A 21832-nucleotide genomic window follows, 5' to 3' on the forward strand; every position below is an offset into this window, starting at 1 on the left:
TTTAAGGGTTTTTCAATAGAAATTCTAAATGTGATAATGAAAATAATTAATTATATGACTTAAGAATTGAAAACTTCATTATGAATAATAGTTTTTTTATAAAACTGTACTTGAACTTGGATATTTTTTTTTAATACTCTCATAAAAAATTAGGTGTTAAATTTTGAAGTGTAAAGTCTTTTTTTGCTCTAACCATATCTTGATAGTTGGTTTTTTTTTATAAATTTGGATGCTTTTAACTATTAAATTTATTTTATGAAAAAAACTACTCTAAAAAAAAATAGTTCAATACTATTTATTCTACTTTTATTTTCAATACAAAACATTTATTCTCAGTGTGTAAGGTCTACAGAGTATCTTTCAGTTACTTCTAATAATAGTGGTAATGTTCAAAATATAACAACCTGTTCCTATTCAAATACAGAATATAATACTATCAATGGTTTAATACTTGGAGGAACTTATCAATTTATTTCAAGAACAGGAACAACTTATGGAGCTGGTACACAAAACTATGTAACAATAACTGATGCCTCTAATAATGTTATAGCTCATGGAACTTCTCCATTAACTGTAAATGCTTTGAATGTTACCTCTGTAAGATTACATCATGCAATTGATGCAGCATGTAGTGGTGCAGCAGCATGTAATAATTCGCAATTTCAATATTTACCAAATTGCGGAATTCCTAGCGGATTAGCTTCTTCATCATTTACAACAACTTCAGCAACAATTTCTTGGGCAGCACCTGCATCAGCTCCAAGTAATGGTTATGAGTATTACTTTTCTACTAGTAATACTGCACCAACGGCCGCAACTTCGGCATCTGGAAGTGTAGGAGCAGGTGTAACTTCTGCAAATTTAACTTCTTTAATGGTTGGAACTCAATACTATTTTTGGGTAAGATCTAATTGTGGTTCAGAAACTTCAGATTGGTCATCAATTGGAACGTTTGCAACTACTTGTTTGTCTACTTCAGTTCCTTATAGTTTAGATTTTGAAACTTTATCACCTCCATTATTACCAACGTGTACATCTGCTGTAAACTATGGTACAGGGAATATTTGGTCAGTAGTAAATAATCCTGGAAGCGGATTTACGAATAATACTTTAAGATACCAATACAATTCAACTTCACCAGCTGATACATGGTTCTTTACTCGAGGAATAGAAATGGTTGCTGGAACATCTTATAGAATTTCATATAATTTTGGTTCTAGTTCAACTTTTTTTACTGAAAGAATGAAAGTAGCTTATGGTGTCAGTGCTAACGCTGCAGATATGACAAATATTTTGTTTGATCATACAGCTATAAATAATGGTGCTTTAGCATATAATCAAGTAGATTTTACACCAAATGCTGATGGAATATACCATTTTGGTTTTCAAGCTTATTCTATTACAAATCAATTTAACATTCATGTAGACAATATTTCAATTGATTTGTCACCATCATGTAGCGCTCCAATCGGTTTAGCTACGTCAGGAATTACTTTTAACAGTGCTACTGTAAATTGGGAATCTGTTTCGACTGCAAGTAACTACGAATATGTTATTTCAACTGTTGCTACTGTTCCAACAGGTGCTGGAACTTCGATTTCTACAAATACATTTAGTACTTCTGTTTTAAATCAAACTACAATATACTATTTTTACGTAAGAACAAATTGTAATGGTAACTTTAGTGCTTGGTCAACAATTTCTTTTACAACGCCATTAGCACCACCAGCTAACGATGAGTGTATTGATGCTACAGTGATTCAATTAGATGAAGCTACATGTAATGGAACAAACACAAATGGTACTAACTTAGGAGCAACAGATTCTGGTGTAGAAGCAGCTGCATGTTTTGAATATGGTGAAAATGATGTTTGGTTTTCTTTTACAGTTCCTTCAAACGTAGCTACTGTAGATATCTCAACTGATTTCTTGGGTGGAACTTTAGTTGATACTGAAATTGCTTTGTATGCTGGAGGTTGTGACGGTTTAATTGAATTAGCTTGTGATCAAGATGGTGGAGAAACAATTTTAACAAATGGAAGTTCATATAATTCACTAATTACAAATACTGATGTAACTGTTGGAGATACTTATTATGTTAGAGTTTCTGGTTATTCTCAAAATAATGCAGGAACATTTTGTTTGAAAGTTTCTACCAATCAATTATTAGCAAATGATAATTTTAGTTTTGAAAGTTTAAAATTATATCCAAACCCAACTAAAAACACTTTGAATGTTTCTTACAATCAAGAAATTTCTAATGTTGAAGTATACAATTTAGTTGGTCAAAGAGTAGTAAATCTAACACCAAATGCAAATGAAGGACAACTTGATATGTCTAATTTAGCAAGTGGAGCTTATTTTGTAAAAGTTACTTCTAATAACGCAACTAAAACTGTTAAAGTTATTAAAGAATAAGTTTTTTAATCAAATAATTTTAAAACCATCCTGAGTAATCAAGGTGGTTTTTTTATTTAAAGTATATTTGTAAAAAAATAGTACACATGTTTTCTTTAATCATTCCAATTTATAACAGACCAGAAGAAATAAAAGAACTTTTAGAAAGTTTGTTATTATCTAATTATAAAAAGGAATATGAAATTGTTATCATCGAAGATGGTTCAAAAATTGACTGTAAAGATGTTGTCAGTCAATATGCTGATAAATTTTCTATTTCCTATTATTTCAAAGAAAACTCTGGTCCAGGCGATTCTAGAAATTATGGAATGAAAGTAGCCAAAGGTGATTATTTTATCATATTAGACTCCGATTGTTTAATTCCAGCCAATTATTTATCGGAAGTTGAAAAAGAACTTGAAACCAATTATGTTGATTGTTTTGGCGGTTCAGATGCAGCTCATGAGTCATTTTCAAAAATTCAAAAAGCCATCAATTTTACCATGACTTCGTTTTTAACAACTGGCGGAATTCGTGGTGGTTCTGAAAAAATCAGCAAGTTTCAACCCCGAAGTTTCAACATGGGAATTTCTAAAAAAGCCTTCGAAGAATCAAAAGGTTTTGGAAATATTCATCCCGGCGAAGATCCCGATTTGTCCATCCGTTTGTGGAAATTAGGCTATAAAACCCGATTATTTCCAAATGCTTTCGTGTATCATAAGCGAAGAATTGACTGGAATAAGTTCTCCATTCAAGTGAATAAATTTGGAAAAGCACGACCAATACTTGACTCGTGGTATCCAGAATATAGCAAAATCACGTTTTGGTTTCCATCGCTTTTTGTCATGGGATTAATATTTTCGGTAATATTATTGATTTTTGGATACAAACTTCCGGCATTGCTTTATGCTTTTTACTACCTAATGATTTTAGTTTTTTCGACTATACAAAACAAAAGTCTCGAAATAGGATTGCTTTCTTTAATTGCTGTAAACCGACAGTTTTTTGGTTATGGATTAGGTTATTTAAAATCATTTCTAAAAATAAAAGTCCTAAAACAGCAACCCGAAAAAGCTTTTCCTGAATTATTCTTTAAACGATGACAAAAATAATTGGATTAACAGGCGGAATTGGCAGCGGAAAAACAACGATAGCAAAACACTTTGCATCGCTTGGAATTCCTGTATATATAGCTGATGATGAGGCAAAAAAACTCATGGATAATTCTGAAATTATTGCTAAACTGCAAGCTGTTTTTGGAGAAGAAATCATCGAAAACAAAAAAATTGATAGAAAAGCCTTAGCCCAAATCGTTTTTCAAAATCCTAAAAAGTTAAAAATACTCAACTCCATTATTCATCCTGCAGTAAAAAAACACTTTACCGATTGGTTGTCAACATATAAAAATCATCCAATAATTATTAAAGAAGCCGCAATCCTTTTTGAAAGCGGAAGTTACAAAGACTGTGATTCAATAATTACTGTTACTTCGCCTTTGGAAGAACGGGTTAATCGCGTGATGAAAAGAGACAATGCTTCTCGAGAATCAATACTCGATCGTATTAATAACCAATGGACGGACGAACAAAGAATTTCTAAAAGTGACTATGTTATTATTAATATTTCTGTTAATGAAGCTTTAAAACAAGCAGAAGAAATTCTTAAAAAGTTGAATAATTCATAATTTTATAGTAAGATGTTAATCTTTGGTTAATGTTTTTATAGCTTAAATGTTAAAATGTTAAATTTGTTCGATGAATAAATTATTTTTCCGTTTACTTGTTGTGCTAATGAGTTTATCCTTAATTGGAATAATACTTGTTCAAGTATATTGGTTTAATACTTCGTTAAAAAATAATGAAGAACAATTTCGATATCATGTTAAGCAAGTTTTGGGTAATGTAGCCGAAAAACTGAACAAATATGAAGCATACACTTTCTATGAACGCTACAATCGTTTAAAAGATAGTATAGGAAAAACGCCTCAAAAAAGTGATTTTCTCGAATTTGGTTATTACCAAAGAGATTCAAGAACAAACGAAACAATCATTTATTCTAACAGTATTATTTCAGAAGATTATGGAATAAACTCGTCGTTCTTTGATAAAAATGGTGAAGTCAATAAAGTAAAAAGTTTTTCTGCTAATAGAAAAACTGAAGTTTACAACGAAAGCGTTGATAATTCAGGAATGAAACAAAACATTACACCTGAACTTCGAATTGAAAAATCAGGAAAATTAGAATTATTAGACAATGCACAGTTTGAAATTTTCTATAAAGATGTTGCTGCTCTGAATTCAATTCAAAATAGAATTTCAAATGAATTGCTTAATAAGCTTTTATCCAGTGAATTAAAAGATTACGGTATCAATACACCATATGAATTTAGTGTTTACAGTAATGGATTAGCAACCAAAATAAAATCAGATTATTTTAGCTTTGACAAAGAATCAACTTATTCAATTCCAATTTTAATTGATAATGATGGAAATAAAAAATACCAATTGTTATTACAATTTCCTCAAAAGAAAAAATTTCTAATTTCAGAATTAATCGGAATTGCTGTGCTTTCAATGATTTTTACATTAGTAATTGTAATTGCATATTCTAGCGCATTAAGTCAAATTATAAAACAACGTCAAATTTCTGAAATCAAAACCGATTTCATAAACAACATGACACATGAGTTTAAAACACCAATTGCTACAATCAATTTAGCATTGGATGCCATAAAAAACCCAAAAGTTTTCGACGACAAAGAAAAAGTCAATCGCTATCTTCAAATGATAAAAGATGAAAATAAGCGAATGCATGCCCAAGTAGAAAACGTTCTTCGAATATCAAAGCTTGAGAAAAAAGAACTCGATATCTCCAAGGAAACTCACGATGTTCACGAAATTATTGAAGACGCAATCGAACACGTTCATTTAATAATCGAAGACAGACAAGGAAGCATTGAAACACATCTCGATGCACCGAGAAATTCAGTATTGCTTAACGATGTACATTTTACAAATGTTCTAGTAAATGTTCTCGACAACGCCATAAAATACTCAGTTGTAGCACCTAAAATTGTCGTTACAACCGAAAATGTAAAAGACTTTATCATTATCAAAATAAAAGATAACGGTATAGGAATGAGCAAAGCTGCTCAAAAAAGAATTTTTGAAAAATTCTACCGCGAACATACAGGTGATGTTCACAATGTAAAAGGTCACGGATTAGGTTTATCCTATGTAAAAAGAATTGTTGACGACCATAACGGTCAAATATTTGTAGAAAGCGAAAAAGGAAAAGGAAGTACGTTTATAATAAAAGTCCCACTCATTAATTAAAATATATGGAAACTACTAAAAAAATATTGCTAGTTGAAGACGACCAAAATTTTGGAGTTGTATTAAGAGATTATTTATCCCTAAATGATTTCGAAGTTACATTGGCCAAAAATGGAATGGAAGGTTTTGAAAAATTCAAGAAAGATAACTACGATTTATGTATTCTTGACGTAATGATGCCTTACAAAGACGGTTATACTTTGGCTAAAGAAATTAGAGAAAAAAACAAAGACATTCCGCTTATCTTCTTGACAGCCAAGTCAATGAAAGAAGACGTAATGAAAGGATACAAAGTTGGAGCCGACGATTATTTGAACAAACCGTTCGATTCGGATGTGCTTTTAATGAAAATCAAAGCCATTATCCAAAGAAAAGCCAGCGAAAACAAAAACGAACCAGCAAAATTTGAATTCCAAATTGGTAAATTCAACTTGAATTCAAAACTACGGTTCTTAACATTCGAAGGAAACGAGCCAATCAAACTTTCTCCAAAAGAATCAGAATTGTTGAAAATGATGGCAATCTATGAAAACGATTTAATGCCAAGAGAATTAGCATTAACCAAGATTTGGAGAGAAGATAACTACTTCACTTCTAGAAGTATGGATGTTTATATTGCCAAATTACGTAAATATCTAAAAGACGATCCAAACGTTGAAATTCTAAACATTCACGGCGAAGGATTTAGATTAGTAATCAAAAAATAACTAAATTTCCCTGTCAATTTGATGGGGATTTTTTTTTGGAGCTGATTCCCGCTTTCCGCTATATCTTTACAACTCGTTTTGCAAACTCGTTATAAAGGATGCCGCTTCAATCGGGGCTAAACTTCCGGCATTAATTCCACTCCAGTTCCAGAGCAAAACATGCTTTGTCATTATTAGAAATTACAAAAACATCATCATATCGACCAATAACAGCTTCGTCACCAAGCGACAATTCACGCATAAAATTCATTTCAAAAGCTTTCAAACCATTGTTAATTAATTGATTAACATCACAATTATTTAAACACCATTCCAAATATTTCACATTATTAGCATGATTAACAACATCCAAATCCGAAAGCCGAACGGTATAATTTTCTAAAATCTCAAGTTCTTCCTTTAAAACTATTTTTGAAAACTTTTTTTCGGTGGCATTTTCTGGAAATTTTTCAAAATGTTCGTGAGGCAAAGCCAAGCTTTCAGGTTTTCTTTTGTTGGTATTAATCACAGCCCAAAATGTTTCACAACCTACAATTTTTTCATCACCAACATACAATTCCAAACATCGAACCGAACGCGAATTCTCCAACGACTTTATCCAAGTTTTAACCATAACAACATCACGCCATTTTGGTAAACGCTTAATTTCAACACGCATTCTGCTTAAAACCCAAGCTTGATGAAACACTTGCATATCGCTAAAACTAATGCCGCCAAGTTCTGCATGCAAACCAGCAGTTAACTGCAAAATGTTACACAAATCGGTATATTTCAAATAACCATTTGGATAACATTGAAGAAAATTTATTTCTTTTTCTTCCTGTAAAATAGAGGTAAAGTTGGGTGAAATTGGCATTTAGTATTAAGATATGAGTATTAAGAATTAAGACTTATATGCTGATTAATATTTTTTATAATCTTTTTTTTATCCGTTAAATAATCAAACCAAAGCACATTTTCAGTTCGTTTAAACCAAGTAATTTGGCGTTTTGCAAATCGACGTGTGTTCATTTTAATTTGTTCAATGGCGAATTCCAAAGATGTTTTTCCTTCAAAAAAATCAAATAATTCACGATAACCAACGGTTTGCAGAGCATTTAGGTTTTTGTTTGGGAATAAATATTCAACTTCTTTTAGTAAACCTTCATTCATCATGATATCAACACGTTGATTAATTCGGTTGTACATCATTTCTCTTTCGGCTTCCAATCCTATGATAATAGGAGTGAAGTTGCGCTGGTTTTTCTTTTGTCCAATAAAACTTGAATACGGTTTTCCTGTTCCAAGACAAACTTCTACAAAGCGTTTCATCCGTTGCGGATTTTGTAACGTTTGCGGATTTTCGGTTGAAATTTTTTGGAAATAATCAGTATCTAATGCTGCTAACTTTTGCTGTAGATAATCTATTCCAAATTGTTCAAAATCAGCATTTATTTTTACTCGAACTTTTTCATCAATATCTGGAAAATCATCGAAACCTTTCAAAACGGCATCAACATACAAACCACTTCCGCCAACCATTATTTGAACATTATTTTTCAAAAATAATTCATCCAATTTTGCAAGAGCTTCTTTTTCAAAATCACCAACCGAGTAATTATCAAAAATCGATTTATTTTGAATAAAATGATGTGTTGCACTTACCAATTCTTCTTCAGAAGGAACTGCTGTACCGATTTTCATTTCCTTAAAAAACTGTCGGCTATCGCAAGAAATGATATCGCAATTGAAATGTTGTGCCAAAGCAATACTTAAGTAAGTTTTCCCGATTGCTGTTGGTCCGATGATGGTGATGAGATAGTTTTTTTCCAATTAATATGTTTTTAGCCCAGATTGAAGCGGCATCCTTTTATAAATTTGTATTTAGCAAATCGCTAAATACAAATTTATAAAAGATATAGCGGAAAGCTGGATTAGCTCCAAATAAAAAATTAAAACTTAACAATCTTCATCACTTTATTTCTTCTCAAATAACCCTGAATAATGGTTTTTATATCGCGATTGTTTTGCATTGGAATAATAATATTTTTTAAGATTTCAATGTTGCTTACTTGATAATTCAAGTCAAAAAAGCAATAACCTTTGTAAATTCCGTTTTCAATTAAAACAGCACTGCGTTCGTCAATCTTTCTACCACGATCGATAACAACCATATTGTTGTTTTCAAATTTCATTTCTTTAATGAATTCTTCAACACGTTGATTGTAATCATCGGGATTTTCTTTGCCGAGACAAGCACCGTTACATTCTTTGATTTTTAGTTGAAAACAACCATTTTTAGTTTCATATAAACCATTTATTTTTTGACATAATTGATGTTCTGCCGTAATTTTAAACAACATATTTTTTCCTTCCTGAATAGAAGTAAATGATGTAATTTCTTTTTTTCGACCATCGGCTTTTTGAACTTTTAAAGCCAAATATCCGTTTTCATCTTTTTCAACATAAAGCGCATATTGAAAGATACTTTTCCGTTGCGCTCGATTGTAAATCGGTTTATTGATTTTGATTTCTTCGCTTTCTTTCAATAAAGCAATCAATTCGCTACCAGTTTCTTCATAAGTTACAGCAAAAACTTCGCGTTGTATCTTTTTACTTTTACCCGATGTTCCCGTAAAATGCTGATTAATACGTTTTTTTATGTTTTTACTTTTGCCAATATAAATCAAATCGCCTTTTTCGTTATGAATGTAGTAAATACCGGTTTTAGTTGGCATGCTCTCTACAATATCGAGCAATTTTGGAGTTAAACCTTTTTTGATTTCGGCTTTAATCGAACTAATCAAAATTTCTTTTGCGACATCTTTTGCCAAAAGCATTTTGAATAATTTCACAGTCGCCATTGCATCGCCACTTGCTCGATGCCTATCGGCAACAGGAATTCCGAGTGAACGAACCAGTTTTCCTAAACTATAGGAAGGTTGTCCAGGAATGAGTTTTTGTGATAATTCAACGGTGCAAAGTGTTGGTCTGATATAATCATATCCCAAACGTGAAAATTCAGTTCTTAGAATTCGATAATCGAAAGAAGAATTATGAGCAACGACAATACAATCTTGAGTAATTTCAATAATTCGTTTGGCAACTTCATAGAATTTTGGCGCCGAACGAAGCATTGCATTGTTAATTCCGGTCAGTTTTACCACAAACGGTTGAATAGGTTTTTCCGGATTGACCAAGCTAATAAATTGATCAACGACTTCGTGACCGTCAAATTTATAGATGGCGATTTCGGTAATTCCTTCTTCGTTGAATTGTCCTCCGGTGGTTTCTATGTCGAGAATAGCGTAGATAATATTTTGTTTAAAAAGTTTAAGGTTTCAAGTTTAAAAGTTCATAAATCAAAAATCGTTAATTAACAATCTTCAATCATTATCTTCCGCCAAATATACTACTTCCAATCCGAACCATTGTACTACCGCAATCGATGGCTAATTGATAATCGCCTGACATTCCCATGGAAAGGGTTTCGAGTTTCAAGTTTAAAGTTTCAAGTTGTTGGAGTTTGTCGAAAATGTTTTTTAAATTTTGAAACTCTTTTTTTATTTGCTCTTGATTGTCAGTGAAAGTAGCCATTCCCATTAAACCTATGACTTTAATATTGGTCATTTCTTTAAACTCATCAGAATTCAGTAACTCAATCAATTCATTTTCGTTTAGACCAAATTTAGTTTCTTCTTCGGCAATGTGAATTTGAAGTAAACAATTGATGTTTTTTCGCCAACGAACGGCTTGACGGTTGATTTCTTTTAGTAATTTCAAACTGTCAACTCCGTGAATGAGTTTTACATACGGAATCATATATTTCACTTTATTCGACTGAACGTGACCAATCATGTGCCATTCAATGTCTTTGGGCATTTGCTGCCATTTTTCGGTCATTTCTTGGATTTTATTTTCTCCAAAAATTCGCTGACCGGCATTGTAAGCTTCCATTAAATCTTCAATAGGTTTGGTTTTTGAAACCGCAACTAAAGTAACGTTTGACGGAAGTTGGGATTTTATTTGGAGTAAATTTTCTTGTATTGACATTTGTCTATTTTCTTTTCTCTTTTTTCTGAATCATAATTCATAAACCATCAAACCACTACGAAACTTTGGTTCAATATATGTACTTTTTGGTGGCATGATTAAATTGTTATCAGCCAAGGCTTTAATTTCTGAAATATCACTTGGGTAAAGCATGAAACCAACTTCAAATTCGCCTTCGTCAACCAATTCTTTTATTGTTGCAATAGATTGTTTTCCAGGAATATATTCAATACGTTCGTCGTTTCGTAAATCTTCAATGCCAAGTAATGGTTGCAGAACTTTATCATATAGAATTTGAGCGTCTAAATTCGTTAATATTGAATTTTGATTTTTGAAATTGTCATTGATTTTATAAAAAAGTGCATAAAAACTTCCGTCGAGATACATGCCAAATTCAAATTTGCTTTGCGGTTTCCACAATTCCTGTTCTTTGTCTTTGATGATGAAATGTTCAGAAAGTTTTTCGAGAAAATCTTCTTTGGAATAACCATTCAAATCACGAATAATTCGGTTGAATTCATAGATTTTAACTTGACTTTCCGCAATCAAAAAACTCATAAAATAGTTTAAATTCTCATTGCCTAAATGACTATCTTCATCATAAAGCATTTCTGCCGAAGCCGAACGATGATGTCCATCTGCAATATATAATTCGGGAATTTCTTCAAACTGTTTCGCTAACCAAGCAATTTCTTCATCGGTTTCAATTTTCCAAAGCTGATGTTTTTCTTTATTGGTTGTAGAAAAATTATAAATCGGCTGACTTTTTTTCTTTTTAAAAATCCAATCGCTTAGCGTTTCATTATCGGGATACGTAATTAAAACTGGTTCGGTATTGAAACCTGTTTGGTGTAAATAATCCTTGAAGTATTCTACACGATACTGCAAAGTGTCTTCGTGTTTTTTGATGACATTATTTTTATAATCATCTATCGAAGTTCCAGCAACAATTCCGGTGAAAGATTGTGTTTTGGTTTTGATTTCATATAAAAAGAAAACGGATTTGTCTTCTTCCATAAAAATTCCGTCTTCTTTGAAATCTTGATATTTATGAGCAACACCTTTAAAACGTTTATCTAAAGTAATTTTCTGCGAATGCATATACGCAGGATGAATGACGTGCAAAAACGAATAGGGATTGAAACTCAACCAAGCAGCAAGTTCCGCCGAACTATAATCGTCATAATTTCTGCAGGTTACCAAACTTACTTTATCTGAAGTTGGTCGAACGGCTTTGAAAGGGATTATTTTGCTCATGTTTTTGAGTGATTAGTAATTAGTGAATAGTAATTAGCTTTTGTGAAATGACTATTCACTAATCACTTTTTACTATTTACTAAATTGAGATGAAACTTTCTCGGCTTTTTTACTTTCAGCATAATCATAGAAACCTTCACCTGATTTTACACCAAGTTTTCCTGCCATTACCATATTTACTAAAAGTGGGCAAGGAGCATATTTTGGATTTTTGAAACCATCATACATTACGTTTAAAATCGAAAGACAAACGTCTAATCCAATAAAATCGGCTAATTGCAATGGTCCCATCGGATGTGCCATTCCGAGTTTCATAACTGTGTCAATTTCTTGAACGCCGGCAACACCATTGTAAAGTGTTTCAATACTTTCGTTAATCATTGGCATTAAAATTCTGTTGGCTACAAATCCCGGATAATCGTTTACTTCGGTTGGAGTTTTTCCTAATTTTACTGATAAATCCATGATGATTTTTGTCACTTGATCCGAAGTGTTGTAACCACGTATAATTTCGACTAATTTCATAATCGGCACCGGATTCATAAAATGCATTCCAATTACACGTTCCGGATGAACAACTTGTGCTGCAATTTGCGTGATAGAAATAGATGAAGTATTGGTTGCCAAAATCACGTTATGGTCGCAAACTTCGCTTAATTGTTTGAAGATATTTAGTTTTAGCGTTACGTTTTCTGTCGCAGCTTCAACTACTAAATCACAACCCACAACACCATCTTTGATGTCAGTGTAAGTGATTATATTTCCTATGGTTTTGTGTTTGTCTTCTTCGGAAATTGTTCCTTTAGTAACCATTCTATCAAGGTTGGAAGCAATGGTTGCCATTCCTTTTTCTAAGGATTTTTCAGAAATATCGATTAATTTTACGGTAAAACCGCTTTGTGCAAAAGTGTGAGCAATTCCGTTGCCCATTGTTCCTGCGCCAATTACTGCAATTGTATTCATTATGTTTGTTTAGTTTGTTTTAGTTTGAACCATTAAGAAATTAAGAAAAATTAAGGCTTAATGAAACTTAACATCTTAATGGTTTAGTTCTGTTTCGAATTGTGTCTACATAGTGGACGTAATCTATTTTTCATTCATTGAATCAATAATCATATAAGCAACTCGCAAAGCTTCCGTTCCGTCTTCTAAAGTTACCACTGGAGTTGTATTGTTATTTATGGCATCAGCAAAAGTCTCTAATTCGTCCAAAATGGCATTATTTGGAGAAACATCAGGATTGTTGAAGTAAATTTGCTTCTTTTCGCCTTCAGCATTTTGTAAAATCATATCAAAATCACCTGGAACTTCTGGTGCTTCTTTCATTTTTACAACTTCACAAATTTTATCTAAATAATCAACAGAGATATAAGCATCTTTTTGAAAAAAGCGTGATTTACGCATGTTTTTCATAGAGATTCTACTCGAAGTTATGTTAGCAACACAACCATTTTCAAATTCAATTCGAGCATTAGCAATATCTGGAGATTGACTTAAAACGGAAACACCACTTGCGTGAACCGCTTTCACTTTTGATTTTACCACACTTAAGATAGCATCAATATCATGAATCATCAAATCCAAAACCACAGGAACATCAGTTCCACGAGGATTAAACTCTGCCAATCGATGCGTTTCAATAAACATTGGGTTTTCAATTTGATCTTTCACAGCAATAAAAGCTGGATTGAAACGTTCCACATGACCAACTTGACCTTTTACGTTGTATTCTTTTGCTAAAGCAATAATCTCTTCGGCTTCTTCAACTGTAGTCGAAATAGGTTTTTCTATAAAAACGTGTTTACCTGATTTGATGGAAACTTTAGCACATTTGTAGTGCGAAAGAGTAGGAGTTACAATGTCAATAACATCAACGGCGTGAATTAATTTGGCAATCGTGTCAAAACGTTTGTATCCAAATTCGGCGGCGATTTTTTCGGCATATTCGGGGTTTTCGTCATAAAACCCAACTAATTCATATTTTTCTGATTGATTTAACAATCGTAAGTGTATTTTTCCAAGGTGACCTGCACCCAAAACGCCAACTTTTAGCATAAAAATAAATTTTATCAAAAATAAGATATTTGTTTCAAGTTTCAAGTTTCAGAATTAAAGTTTTTTTGGAATTTGTTATTTGTATTTTGGAATTTTTACTTCTATTTTTACCAAAATTAATGTTACCCAAATTTTGAAAGATACAGCCAAACATCAAGGACTTAGAAATCAGTTAGCTAAGATTTTAGAAGAAAAAGGAATTACAGACAAAAGCGTTTTGGATGCCATTAAAAAAATTCCAAGACATTTGTTCTTAAATTCTAGTTTTGAAGATTTTGCATATCAAGATAAAGCTTTTCCGATTGCTGCTGGACAAACCATTTCACAACCTTATACTGTGGCGTTTCAATCGCAGTTGCTTCAGGTGAAAAAAGATGATAAAATCCTTGAAATTGGAACAGGTTCAGGTTATCAAACCGCAGTTTTATGCATGCTTGGTGCCAAAGTTTTTTCGGTAGAAAGACAAAACGAATTGTTTAAAATCACTTCGGCTTTGTTACCAAAATTAGGTATTCGACCAAAGCATTTGTCTTTTGGCGATGGTTATAAAGGTTTGCCAAATCATGCACCGTTTGACAGTATTATTGTAACAGCTGGCGCGCCAATTATTCCAAAACCATTGATGGCACAATTGAAAATTGGTGGAAGATTAGTTATTCCATTGGGCGAAAATGAGCAAGTTATGACAATGCTTATCCGAAAAAATGAAACTCAGTTTGAAAAACACGAATTCGGCGAATTTCGATTTGTACCACTTTTAGAAAATAAAAATTAAAACCAAACTTTATATAATGAAGAAATTTCAAATTTTATTCTTGTTATTCTCAACCATTGCATTGGCACAAACTGCTGAAAAGAAAGTTTGGGATTTGTTATTAACCAATAAAAGAACCGAAGCTCAAAAACTTTTTGAAAAAGAATTCAAAACAACTTCCGAAAGTAAAATTGAATACTTTTTACTTGGAAAAATAATAGAATTGGAAAATGGTAAATTTGATTTTGATGAAAAATTTGTCAATACTTTGGCGAAATTTCCTGAAAGCAAGTATTATTTGACTTCATTGATGAAGCAACAATTCCTTTTGGATGATATTGAAACACTAGGTTTTAATGACAATATTTATAAAAAAGTCGATACGATGATACAATTGGATAATTTTAAAAACAATCCAATTGTAATTTATTATAAAGCGATTGCCGATAGAAATCGTAAAAATTATCAAGGTTACAATCAGTATATCAAGCAGTTGAACGCTGTAATGAATTGGCAACTTTGTGGTACATTTGAAAATTTGAACGATAGCGGAATTGACATTGAATATGAACCAGAAATTTATCCAAAAAACGATAAATTGTTTGATGCCAATAGCAATGGAAAAGTAGGTTGGTACAATCCAAAAGTGATGCAAAACGAAGGTTATCATACATTTTCAAACGAAGATGAATATGGAAACGGAATTATGTATTCACAGGTTTTTGCTGAAAATCCAGAAGAACGCGATGTTGTTTTTAATTTTGGGATGAGTGCTTCGCTGAAAATATTTGTAAACGATGTCGAAGTTTATGCAAATACATTGAATAAACTATCTGATTTGAATGCATACAAATTGAAGGTAAAATTGCCAAAAGGAATTAACCGAATTTTGATAAAATCATCAATCTCTAGTGGAAATAGTTACTTCTATTTTACAGTATCTGACACCCAAAATAACATTATAGAAAACATTGTTTATCATAATACTTATAAAGATTATGTTAAATCAACACTTCAATCTTTGAATTTAGAAGAAATCAACCCTGATTTTGAAGATTATTTGGTTAAAAAAGTAAAAGAAAATCCAAATTCAATATTCTATAAATTCATGCTTTATGATGCATATATTCATAATAAAAAACTTGAATTAGCTGATGACGTTATCGAAGAATTAGATAAAACCTATCCAAATAGTTCTATCGTAAAAACACGTTTGGCAGAGTTTTATGCTTACAAAGAAGATGCTGCAAAGGTCAATGAAATCATAAAAAATATGGAACTTCAAGATCCAGATTATTATTATACAATTGCTACCAAAGCGCAAGATACTGAATGGTTAGGTTCAACCAGTATAGCTGAATTGGAAAAATACAGAGAAAAATCCAAAAAATTAGCAACGCCTGTTTTGAGTATTTTATATGATTTTTTAATCAACGCTAGAAATTCTAATAAAGAAGCAATGATGAAAAATGCTGAAACCATTTTGGCGGCAACTTATAATAGCGAATTCTACATTACAACTTTTGCTCCTCTATATGATTCATTAGAAAAAAATAAAGAAAAAACCATTTCAATGCTAGAAAATTTGGTGTCTAAAACCGATAATTTTACGGCAATGTCAAAACTTATTGGTTATTATCGTGCCGCAGATAGAAAAGAAGACATGAAGCGACTTTTCTCCGAAAGAAAAAAGAATTATCCTTATTTTACTGGAGTTGCAACCGATTATATCAATTCGTTAATTGAAGATAAAAAATATAACGATGCTTTAGTAGAAATCGATAATTCATTGGCTTTATATCCCTATTCTTATCATTTGATGGAACGAAAAGGAATGGTTTACAATTATATGAATAATGTAAAAGAAGCCGAAAAATACCTTCGTCAATCATTAGAGCATAATTCAGAAAACAGCACGTTGAGAAAACAGTTGTATGATATTACCAAAACACCTGATGAAATTGAAGAAATTGATATTAAGGACAAATATAAATTAATTAAAGAGAGAAGAAATTCTCAAATGAAAAGCGATTATGGTGTAGTTACTTTAGTCGATGAATACATTGTAAACATTTTACCCGAAGGCGGAAGAAAGTCAAAAGTGGTTTTGATTTATGAAATAACGGGCGAAAATGGAATTGAAGAAATGAAAGAATATCGATTGAATACCTATTCAATTACGCTTCAAAAATCGGAAGTTGTTAAAAAAGACGGAAGCATTGTTCCAGCCGAAGAAGGTTCGGGAACATTAGTTTTTTCTAAGTTAGAAGTTGGCGATGTGGTTTATATCGAATATGAATCCTACAGTAATTCAACGGGACGATTTTTTAAAGATTTCAATTTAGATTGTTATTTTAATAGTACATATCCTTCGATGGAATCAATTTTTGGCATTATCAATCCTCAAGATGTTCAATATACAAGCAAAATTTTCAACGGAACTATTACGCCAACTACCAAGAAAATAAACAATAAACTTTGCACCATTTGGAAAAGAACTAACATTCCAGCAATACCTTTATTGGAACCAAATTCTAAAAACTATGCTGATTTAACTAATACAATCAATGTAAGTTCAATTAAATCTTGGAAGGAAATATCCAATTGGTATTCAGATTTAGTGAAAAAAACATTGACTTTGGATAAAATTACGAAAAGCACTTTTGACCAAATTTTTCCAAATGGCGTAACAGGTTTATCAGAAGAAATAATTGCAAAAAAAATCTATACGTATATTGAAGAAAATATAAAATACAGTTCGCAGGATTTTAGACAAAGTGGTTATGTGCCACAAAAGCCATCAAAAACAATCACAACAAAATTGGGAGATTGCAAAGATGTTTCAACTTTATTTGTAGCCTTTTCTCAATTGGCTGGATTAAAATCCAACTTGGTTTTGGTTTCTACCAACGATAATAGTTCAAACATGATGTCGCTTCCGTCAAAAGATTTTAACCACTGTATCGTTAGAACAATTATCAATGGAAAAGAGGTTTTCTTAGAATTAACAGACAAATTTCTACCTTTCAAGTCGTTGCCAGTTTCGTTGTACAAAGCTGATGCTTTGGTAATTTCTTTTGATAAAAATGAAAACGAAAAATCATCACTTATTCAAATTCCTTTTGATAATGCTATTGTAAATCAATTGAATACAACAAGTGTTGTGACAATTACCGATAAAGAAATGAGTTTTGTCAATACTCGAAAAGTTGTTGGCGCAAACAAATCTTATTTCAACGAATTGTTTTCGAGTTCAACTACCGAAGATGTTCGTAAAAAAGATTTGGAAGATCAATACAATTCAAAGTTGAAGAAAACCGTAAAATTACTTTCGGCTAAGTTGATTAAAAATGAAGTTTTTGACGATGCAATCGAGTTTGAAACCCAAATTTCGGTAAGTGAAAAATTAAAAAGCGTTGGAAATCTAAAAATTATCGATATTCCATTTGTCGACAAAGTTTATACCCGAGATATCATTGCTCAAGAAACTCGAAATTATGATATAAAATACATTACCTATGAAAATAGTAACGAGTATCATTCGGTGGTAATATTGAACATTCCCGAAGGAAAAAAATTCACCGAAGTTCCAGAAAATAAAACCTTTGCGTTTAAAAAACACAGTTATGATATCGCGTTTGAATTAGTTGCTCCAAATTCATTAAAAATAACCAGAACAGTAAAAACACCTTGGGATGATATTAAAACATCTGAATATATAGATTACAAAGCTTTTGTAGAAGAAGTTTTAACCGTTGAAGAACAAGTTGTAGGTTTTAAATAGAAATAAATTCAAAAAAATAATCCACTAATTGTCACAAAATTTAGTGTTGATAATTGGTGGATTTTTTATTTAGGATAATCCTTAATTTGAAATTCAAGAATTATTTATATTCTTTTTTAATTCGAGCAATGTCACGTTTTACGTCTTGTTCTTTCAAACTTTCGCGTTTGTCATAGGTTTTCTTTCCTCTACAAAGGCCAATATCCAATTTAGCCAAACCTTTTTCGTTAGTAAAAAGTTTTAGCGGAATAATGGTCAAACCTTTGGTGTCCAAAGCGCGTTCTAGTTTTTTCAATTCTCTTCGGTTTAATAAAAGTTTACGTTCACTTTTAGCTTTATGATTAAACTGATTTCCATAAAGATATTCATCAATTTGAGTATTGATGGCAAATAATTCGCCGTTGTGAAATTCACAAAAACCTTCGGTAATATTGGCTTTGCCCAATCGGATGGATTTTATTTCTGTTCCGGTTAATACAATTCCAGCAGTATAAGTCTCGATTATTTCATAATCAAATCGAGCTCTTTTATTAAGAATATTTACTGTTTTTAACATAGCGAACAAATGTAAGAACAAAACGGTAATTTTTTTGATAAAAAAGTGTGAAAAATAAATTGATAAAAAAATATTCAATCTATGATTTATGTCAGTTTTTAAGCAAATTCTTCATAATACTTTTGGAGTATAATTTTAAACCAAATAATCAAAATGAAAAAAGTTTTATTAGCAGTTGGATTAGCTTTTTTAGGCTTCACTGCAAATGCTCAAGAAGATACAAAAAAAGATGATTTTAAAAATTGGATGATTAGACTGCGCGGTGTTGGAGTTACTCCAAACGAAAGTGCAAAAATTGGCGTAATTGGTGGCGATGTAAACATTTCAAATTCATTTATTCCTGAATTGGACATTACTTATTTCTTTACCAAAAACATTGCAGCCGAATTAATTCTTGGAACAACTAAACACGATGTGAACACAGTTGGTTCAGATATTTCAGCTGTTGGCGGACCAACAAGTGCCGATGTTGATCTAGGTAGCGTTTACTTATTGCCTCCAACTTTAACATTACAATATCACTTTTTTCCAATGAAAGAAAAAGTATTTAAACCTTATGTTGGTGCTGGATTGAATTACACTATTTTCTACAATCAAAAAGCAGGAAGCGTTGTTAAAGATATTAAATATGACAATGCTTTAGGTTATGCTGCACAAGTTGGTTTTGACTTAATGCTTGACGATACATTTTTTATCAACGTAGATGTAAAACGTTTGTTTTTATCAACAGATGTAACAGTTGATGCTTCAAATTTATTAACCGGTTTAAGTATTCCAGCCGAAGTTGATATTAATCCTTGGCTTTGGGGATTTGGTGTTGGAATGCGATTTTAGTAGTATAAAGTTACTAAATAAAAAAGCAAACCCTTTCATTTAAAGGGTTTGCTTTTTTATTTTTAGAAATGTGATATCTTTGTTCTATGGAAAAAAATCATTCGAACAATCCGCTTCATGGTGTTACACTTCAAAAAATCCTTGAAGAACTCGTTGCCTTTTATGGTTTTGACACCTTGGGTGAATTGATTAAAATTCGCTGTTTTAACGAAAATCCATCCATTAAATCGAGTTTAACTTTTCTACGAAAAACCGATTGGGCAAGAAAAAAAGTGGAAGAACTCTATATTAGAACGTTGCCAAAGTTAAAAAGTAAAGACTAAAATTTATAATTTCTTTTTAGCATCGAATAAATTACGGTATCCCAAAATTTCCCTTCATAGAGTTCATTTTCAAGAATATGAGCTTCTTTTACAAAACCAATTTTTTGTAAAACTCTTTCCGAAGCAATGTTTTCTGGATCAATAACAGCTTCAATCGAATGTAAATTCATTTGATTAAATCCATATTCCATTACGGCTTTTACAGCTTCGGTAACATAACCTTTTCCGTTATATTGAGGTAAAATCATGTAGCCAATTTCCGCTCGATGATTTTCAGGTTGAATTCTATAATGACCAAGTAATCCAATCATTTTATCGCTTCCTTTAACCGTAATTGCCCAATTTATCCCAACATTTTCATCGATTTTATCATTAATCATTTTGATATGTTCCAAAGCATCATCTGTATTTTTTGCCAATGGTCGCGGAATAAATTTCATGGTTTCAGGATTGCCGCGCAGTTCCAAAACTTCGTTGACATCTTTGTTGTCTAATTGTCTAAGCAATAATCGTTTGGTTTCTAAATTTTGGAATGGATGAAAATTAATGATGAGCATTCTTGAAATTATAAAATGGTAATACTGAATGTAAATGTAGTATTCTTTTTTGGTTCTAATAATATAATTCCTTCTTTTTCAAGGATATTTCCGTTGGCAGAAACAGTATCAGCATAGCCAACCCAAGGTTCAAGGCAAATAAAAGGCGCATTGATTTTAGTCCAAATGCCAAAGTTTGGAAAATCGTTGAAATTAAAATTAAAAATGGGTTTGTTGTTTTCTACAATTTGTATGTTTTTAGATTTTAATTGTTTGAAGACCAAAGCATCATTTTCAAAAAGCGAATAGGTTAGTGGCAACGTTTTTTTCTCCAAATTAATTAGGGAAGATTGATTTAAAAGTAAGTCGTTTTCCAATGGATAATATTCTAAAGTTTCATCGGCTTCAAATGTCAAACTGTAATTTTCAAATTCTTTTTCTAATGCAAAAGCGGGATGACCACCAATGGAGAAAGGCATTTGAACATCATTATTATTAAAAACATTGTATGTTACATGCAAAGCGTTCTCCGAAATAGTATATTTTATTTGTAATTCAAATTGGAAGGGATATTTTTTTAACGTCTCATCATTTGATTTTAATGAAAAAACAATTTCATTATTGGTTTGTTGAATAATTTCAAAAAAGTTATCCCGTGCAAAACCATGTCGCGATAAATGATATTCTACATTATTATATAGGTAAGAATTATTTTTTAGCGTTCCAACAATTGGAAAAAGTGTAGGCGAGTGTTTTGCCCAAAACTCAGGATTGCCATTCCAAATGTATTCTTTACCAGTTTTACTTTTTTTTAATGAAATTAATTCGGCGCCATTAGAACTAATATCAGCTCTTATTTTAGAATTTGAGATAGTTGTAGTCAATTGAAAAATTTTAATTTATTTAACGTTTTATGCAAATATATTTTATTAATTTTATACTTCCCTAATCTCAAATTATTAACTTAACTTAAATTATTATGGAAACAAATTTTGAAATTATAGAAAAAGAACATATTCAGACTTTAAAATTTCCTTCTAACGAAGTTTTAAATTCTGAAGATGAAATTAGACAACGTTTTATTGACTTGAATAGAGCGTTGTATTTAGGAAATTTAGAGCATTCAAAAATTAAAATATTTTTTGAAGATAATCAATCAAAAAAAGTTGTAGAAACAACTGTTTGGGCTGTAACAGATCATCGGGTGATTTTGAAGCAAGGTTTTACGATACCTATTCACAGGATTTATATGTCGGCTTAAA

Annotated in this window: 20 protein-coding genes; 10 read left to right on the forward strand and 10 right to left on the reverse strand. The window is 31.4% G+C overall.

Features of this window, described 5'->3' with window-relative positions:
• The first annotated feature begins 255 nt into the window (after positions 1-255).
• The 5 genes from IAI56_RS08635 to IAI56_RS08655 all read left to right on the forward strand — a co-directional run bounded on the left by IAI56_RS08635 (position 256) and on the right by IAI56_RS08655 (position 6439).
• Positions 256-2418 carry a T9SS type A sorting domain-containing protein gene (locus tag IAI56_RS08635; protein WP_187657494.1) on the forward strand — a complete coding sequence of 721 codons (2163 nt, stop codon included), beginning with the start codon at positions 256-258 and terminating at the stop codon, positions 2416-2418.
• A gap of 86 nt (positions 2419-2504) precedes the next feature.
• Positions 2505-3500, forward strand: coding sequence for a glycosyltransferase family 2 protein (locus IAI56_RS08640; RefSeq protein WP_187657495.1), 996 nt, complete (start codon positions 2505-2507; stop codon positions 3498-3500).
• Positions 3497-4081, forward strand: a complete 585-nt coding sequence (gene coaE, locus IAI56_RS08645) for a dephospho-CoA kinase (RefSeq protein WP_187657496.1) — start codon at positions 3497-3499, stop codon at positions 4079-4081. Before IAI56_RS08640 ends, coaE begins: the two co-directional genes overlap by 4 nt.
• Before the next feature lie 70 nt (positions 4082-4151).
• Complete coding sequence (locus IAI56_RS08650) at positions 4152-5732, forward strand: sensor histidine kinase (RefSeq protein ID WP_187657497.1); 1581 nt, start codon at positions 4152-4154, stop codon at positions 5730-5732.
• Between the two features lie 5 nt (positions 5733-5737).
• Positions 5738-6439 carry a response regulator transcription factor gene (locus tag IAI56_RS08655; protein ID WP_169525037.1) on the forward strand — a complete coding sequence of 234 codons (702 nt, stop codon included), beginning with the start codon at positions 5738-5740 and terminating at the stop codon, positions 6437-6439.
• 130 nt (positions 6440-6569) lie between these two features.
• Here IAI56_RS08655 and IAI56_RS08660 read toward each other — a convergent pair whose 3' ends face one another.
• From IAI56_RS08660 to IAI56_RS08690, 7 genes are all read right to left on the reverse strand, one after another.
• Complete coding sequence (locus IAI56_RS08660) at positions 6570-7295, reverse strand: acyl-[acyl-carrier-protein] thioesterase (protein WP_187657498.1); 726 nt, start codon at positions 7293-7295, stop codon at positions 6570-6572.
• A 20-nt stretch (positions 7296-7315) separates the two neighbouring features.
• Complete coding sequence (gene miaA / locus IAI56_RS08665; protein WP_187657499.1) at positions 7316-8251, reverse strand: tRNA (adenosine(37)-N6)-dimethylallyltransferase MiaA; 936 nt, start codon at positions 8249-8251, stop codon at positions 7316-7318.
• Between the two features lie 119 nt (positions 8252-8370).
• Positions 8371-9732 (reverse strand): exonuclease domain-containing protein, encoded by a 1362-nt coding sequence (locus IAI56_RS08670; RefSeq protein WP_187657511.1) that lies wholly within the window; start codon positions 9730-9732, stop codon positions 8371-8373.
• A gap of 79 nt (positions 9733-9811) precedes the next feature.
• Positions 9812-10471 (reverse strand): YggS family pyridoxal phosphate-dependent enzyme, encoded by a 660-nt coding sequence (locus IAI56_RS08675; protein WP_187657500.1) that lies wholly within the window; start codon positions 10469-10471, stop codon positions 9812-9814.
• 30 nt (positions 10472-10501) lie between these two features.
• On the reverse strand, positions 10502-11728 hold the full coding sequence (locus IAI56_RS08680) for a DUF1015 domain-containing protein (protein WP_187657501.1): 1227 nt from the start codon (positions 11726-11728) through the stop codon (positions 10502-10504).
• 72 nt (positions 11729-11800) lie between these two features.
• On the reverse strand, positions 11801-12691 hold the full coding sequence (locus IAI56_RS08685; RefSeq protein WP_187657502.1) for a 3-hydroxyacyl-CoA dehydrogenase family protein: 891 nt from the start codon (positions 12689-12691) through the stop codon (positions 11801-11803).
• 123 nt (positions 12692-12814) lie between these two features.
• Positions 12815-13783, reverse strand: a complete 969-nt coding sequence (locus IAI56_RS08690; RefSeq protein WP_187657503.1) for a Gfo/Idh/MocA family protein — start codon at positions 13781-13783, stop codon at positions 12815-12817.
• A 133-nt stretch (positions 13784-13916) separates the two neighbouring features.
• On the opposite strand from IAI56_RS08690, the gene IAI56_RS08695 reads away from it, so the two are divergent.
• Positions 13917-14558, forward strand: coding sequence for a protein-L-isoaspartate(D-aspartate) O-methyltransferase (locus tag IAI56_RS08695; RefSeq protein WP_187657504.1), 642 nt, complete (start codon positions 13917-13919; stop codon positions 14556-14558).
• A gap of 16 nt (positions 14559-14574) precedes the next feature.
• Positions 14575-18321 (forward strand): transglutaminase domain-containing protein, encoded by a 3747-nt coding sequence (locus IAI56_RS08700; RefSeq protein WP_187657505.1) that lies wholly within the window; start codon positions 14575-14577, stop codon positions 18319-18321.
• A gap of 100 nt (positions 18322-18421) precedes the next feature.
• Here IAI56_RS08700 and smpB read toward each other — a convergent pair whose 3' ends face one another.
• Complete coding sequence (gene smpB, locus IAI56_RS08705; protein WP_169525047.1) at positions 18422-18877, reverse strand: SsrA-binding protein SmpB; 456 nt, start codon at positions 18875-18877, stop codon at positions 18422-18424.
• A 153-nt stretch (positions 18878-19030) separates the two neighbouring features.
• Here smpB and IAI56_RS08710 point away from each other — a divergent pair, with 153 nt between their 5' ends.
• A complete protein-coding gene (locus IAI56_RS08710; protein WP_187657506.1) occupies positions 19031-19711 on the forward strand; it encodes an OmpW/AlkL family protein in 681 nt (226 codons plus the stop codon).
• An 86-nt stretch (positions 19712-19797) separates the two neighbouring features.
• Complete coding sequence (locus IAI56_RS08715; RefSeq protein WP_187657507.1) at positions 19798-20034, forward strand: VF530 family protein; 237 nt, start codon at positions 19798-19800, stop codon at positions 20032-20034.
• Here IAI56_RS08715 and IAI56_RS08720 read toward each other — a convergent pair.
• Together IAI56_RS08720 and IAI56_RS08725 are read right to left on the reverse strand one after the other, a co-directional pair.
• Positions 20031-20591: a GNAT family N-acetyltransferase gene (locus tag IAI56_RS08720; RefSeq protein WP_187657508.1), complete on the reverse strand. Its 561-nt coding sequence runs from the start codon at positions 20589-20591 to the stop codon at positions 20031-20033. The genes IAI56_RS08715 and IAI56_RS08720 overlap by 4 nt on opposite strands.
• Before the next feature lie 8 nt (positions 20592-20599).
• Positions 20600-21454 carry an aldose 1-epimerase family protein gene (locus IAI56_RS08725; protein ID WP_187657509.1) on the reverse strand — a complete coding sequence of 285 codons (855 nt, stop codon included), beginning with the start codon at positions 21452-21454 and terminating at the stop codon, positions 20600-20602.
• Positions 21455-21549: 95 nt separating this feature from the next.
• On the opposite strand from IAI56_RS08725, the gene IAI56_RS08730 reads away from it, so the two are divergent.
• Positions 21550-21831, forward strand: coding sequence for a hypothetical protein (locus IAI56_RS08730; RefSeq protein ID WP_187657510.1), 282 nt, complete (start codon positions 21550-21552; stop codon positions 21829-21831).
• Position 21832 lies beyond the last annotated feature (1 nt).

This window comes from Flavobacterium macrobrachii, from assembly GCF_014486675.1.
GTDB classification, from domain to species: Bacteria; Bacteroidota; Bacteroidia; order Flavobacteriales; family Flavobacteriaceae; genus Flavobacterium; species Flavobacterium macrobrachii.

What these genes read in the sequence shown, in the direction of transcription:
- IAI56_RS08635 (WP_187657494.1), top strand. Translation starts at nt 256, where the DNA reads ATGAAAAAAACTACTCTAAAAAAAAATAGTTCAATACTATTTATTCTA.
- IAI56_RS08640 (WP_187657495.1), top strand. Translation starts at nt 2,505, where the DNA reads ATGTTTTCTTTAATCATTCCAATTTATAACAGACCAGAAGAAATAAAA.
- coaE (WP_187657496.1), top strand. Translation starts at nt 3,497, where the DNA reads ATGACAAAAATAATTGGATTAACAGGCGGAATTGGCAGCGGAAAAACA.
- IAI56_RS08650 (WP_187657497.1), top strand. Translation starts at nt 4,152, where the DNA reads ATGAATAAATTATTTTTCCGTTTACTTGTTGTGCTAATGAGTTTATCC.
- IAI56_RS08655 (WP_169525037.1), top strand. Translation starts at nt 5,738, where the DNA reads ATGGAAACTACTAAAAAAATATTGCTAGTTGAAGACGACCAAAATTTT.
- IAI56_RS08660 (WP_187657498.1), bottom strand. Translation starts at nt 7,295, where the DNA reads ATGCCAATTTCACCCAACTTTACCTCTATTTTACAGGAAGAAAAAGAA.
- IAI56_RS08675 (WP_187657500.1), bottom strand. Translation starts at nt 10,471, where the DNA reads ATGTCAATACAAGAAAATTTACTCCAAATAAAATCCCAACTTCCGTCA.
- IAI56_RS08680 (WP_187657501.1), bottom strand. Translation starts at nt 11,728, where the DNA reads ATGAGCAAAATAATCCCTTTCAAAGCCGTTCGACCAACTTCAGATAAA.
- IAI56_RS08685 (WP_187657502.1), bottom strand. Translation starts at nt 12,691, where the DNA reads ATGAATACAATTGCAGTAATTGGCGCAGGAACAATGGGCAACGGAATT.
- IAI56_RS08690 (WP_187657503.1), bottom strand. Translation starts at nt 13,783, where the DNA reads ATGCTAAAAGTTGGCGTTTTGGGTGCAGGTCACCTTGGAAAAATACAC.
- IAI56_RS08700 (WP_187657505.1), top strand. Translation starts at nt 14,575, where the DNA reads ATGAAGAAATTTCAAATTTTATTCTTGTTATTCTCAACCATTGCATTG.
- smpB (WP_169525047.1), bottom strand. Translation starts at nt 18,877, where the DNA reads ATGTTAAAAACAGTAAATATTCTTAATAAAAGAGCTCGATTTGATTAT.
- IAI56_RS08710 (WP_187657506.1), top strand. Translation starts at nt 19,031, where the DNA reads ATGAAAAAAGTTTTATTAGCAGTTGGATTAGCTTTTTTAGGCTTCACT.
- IAI56_RS08715 (WP_187657507.1), top strand. Translation starts at nt 19,798, where the DNA reads ATGGAAAAAAATCATTCGAACAATCCGCTTCATGGTGTTACACTTCAA.
- IAI56_RS08720 (WP_187657508.1), bottom strand. Translation starts at nt 20,591, where the DNA reads ATGCTCATCATTAATTTTCATCCATTCCAAAATTTAGAAACCAAACGA.
- IAI56_RS08730 (WP_187657510.1), top strand. Translation starts at nt 21,550, where the DNA reads ATGGAAACAAATTTTGAAATTATAGAAAAAGAACATATTCAGACTTTA.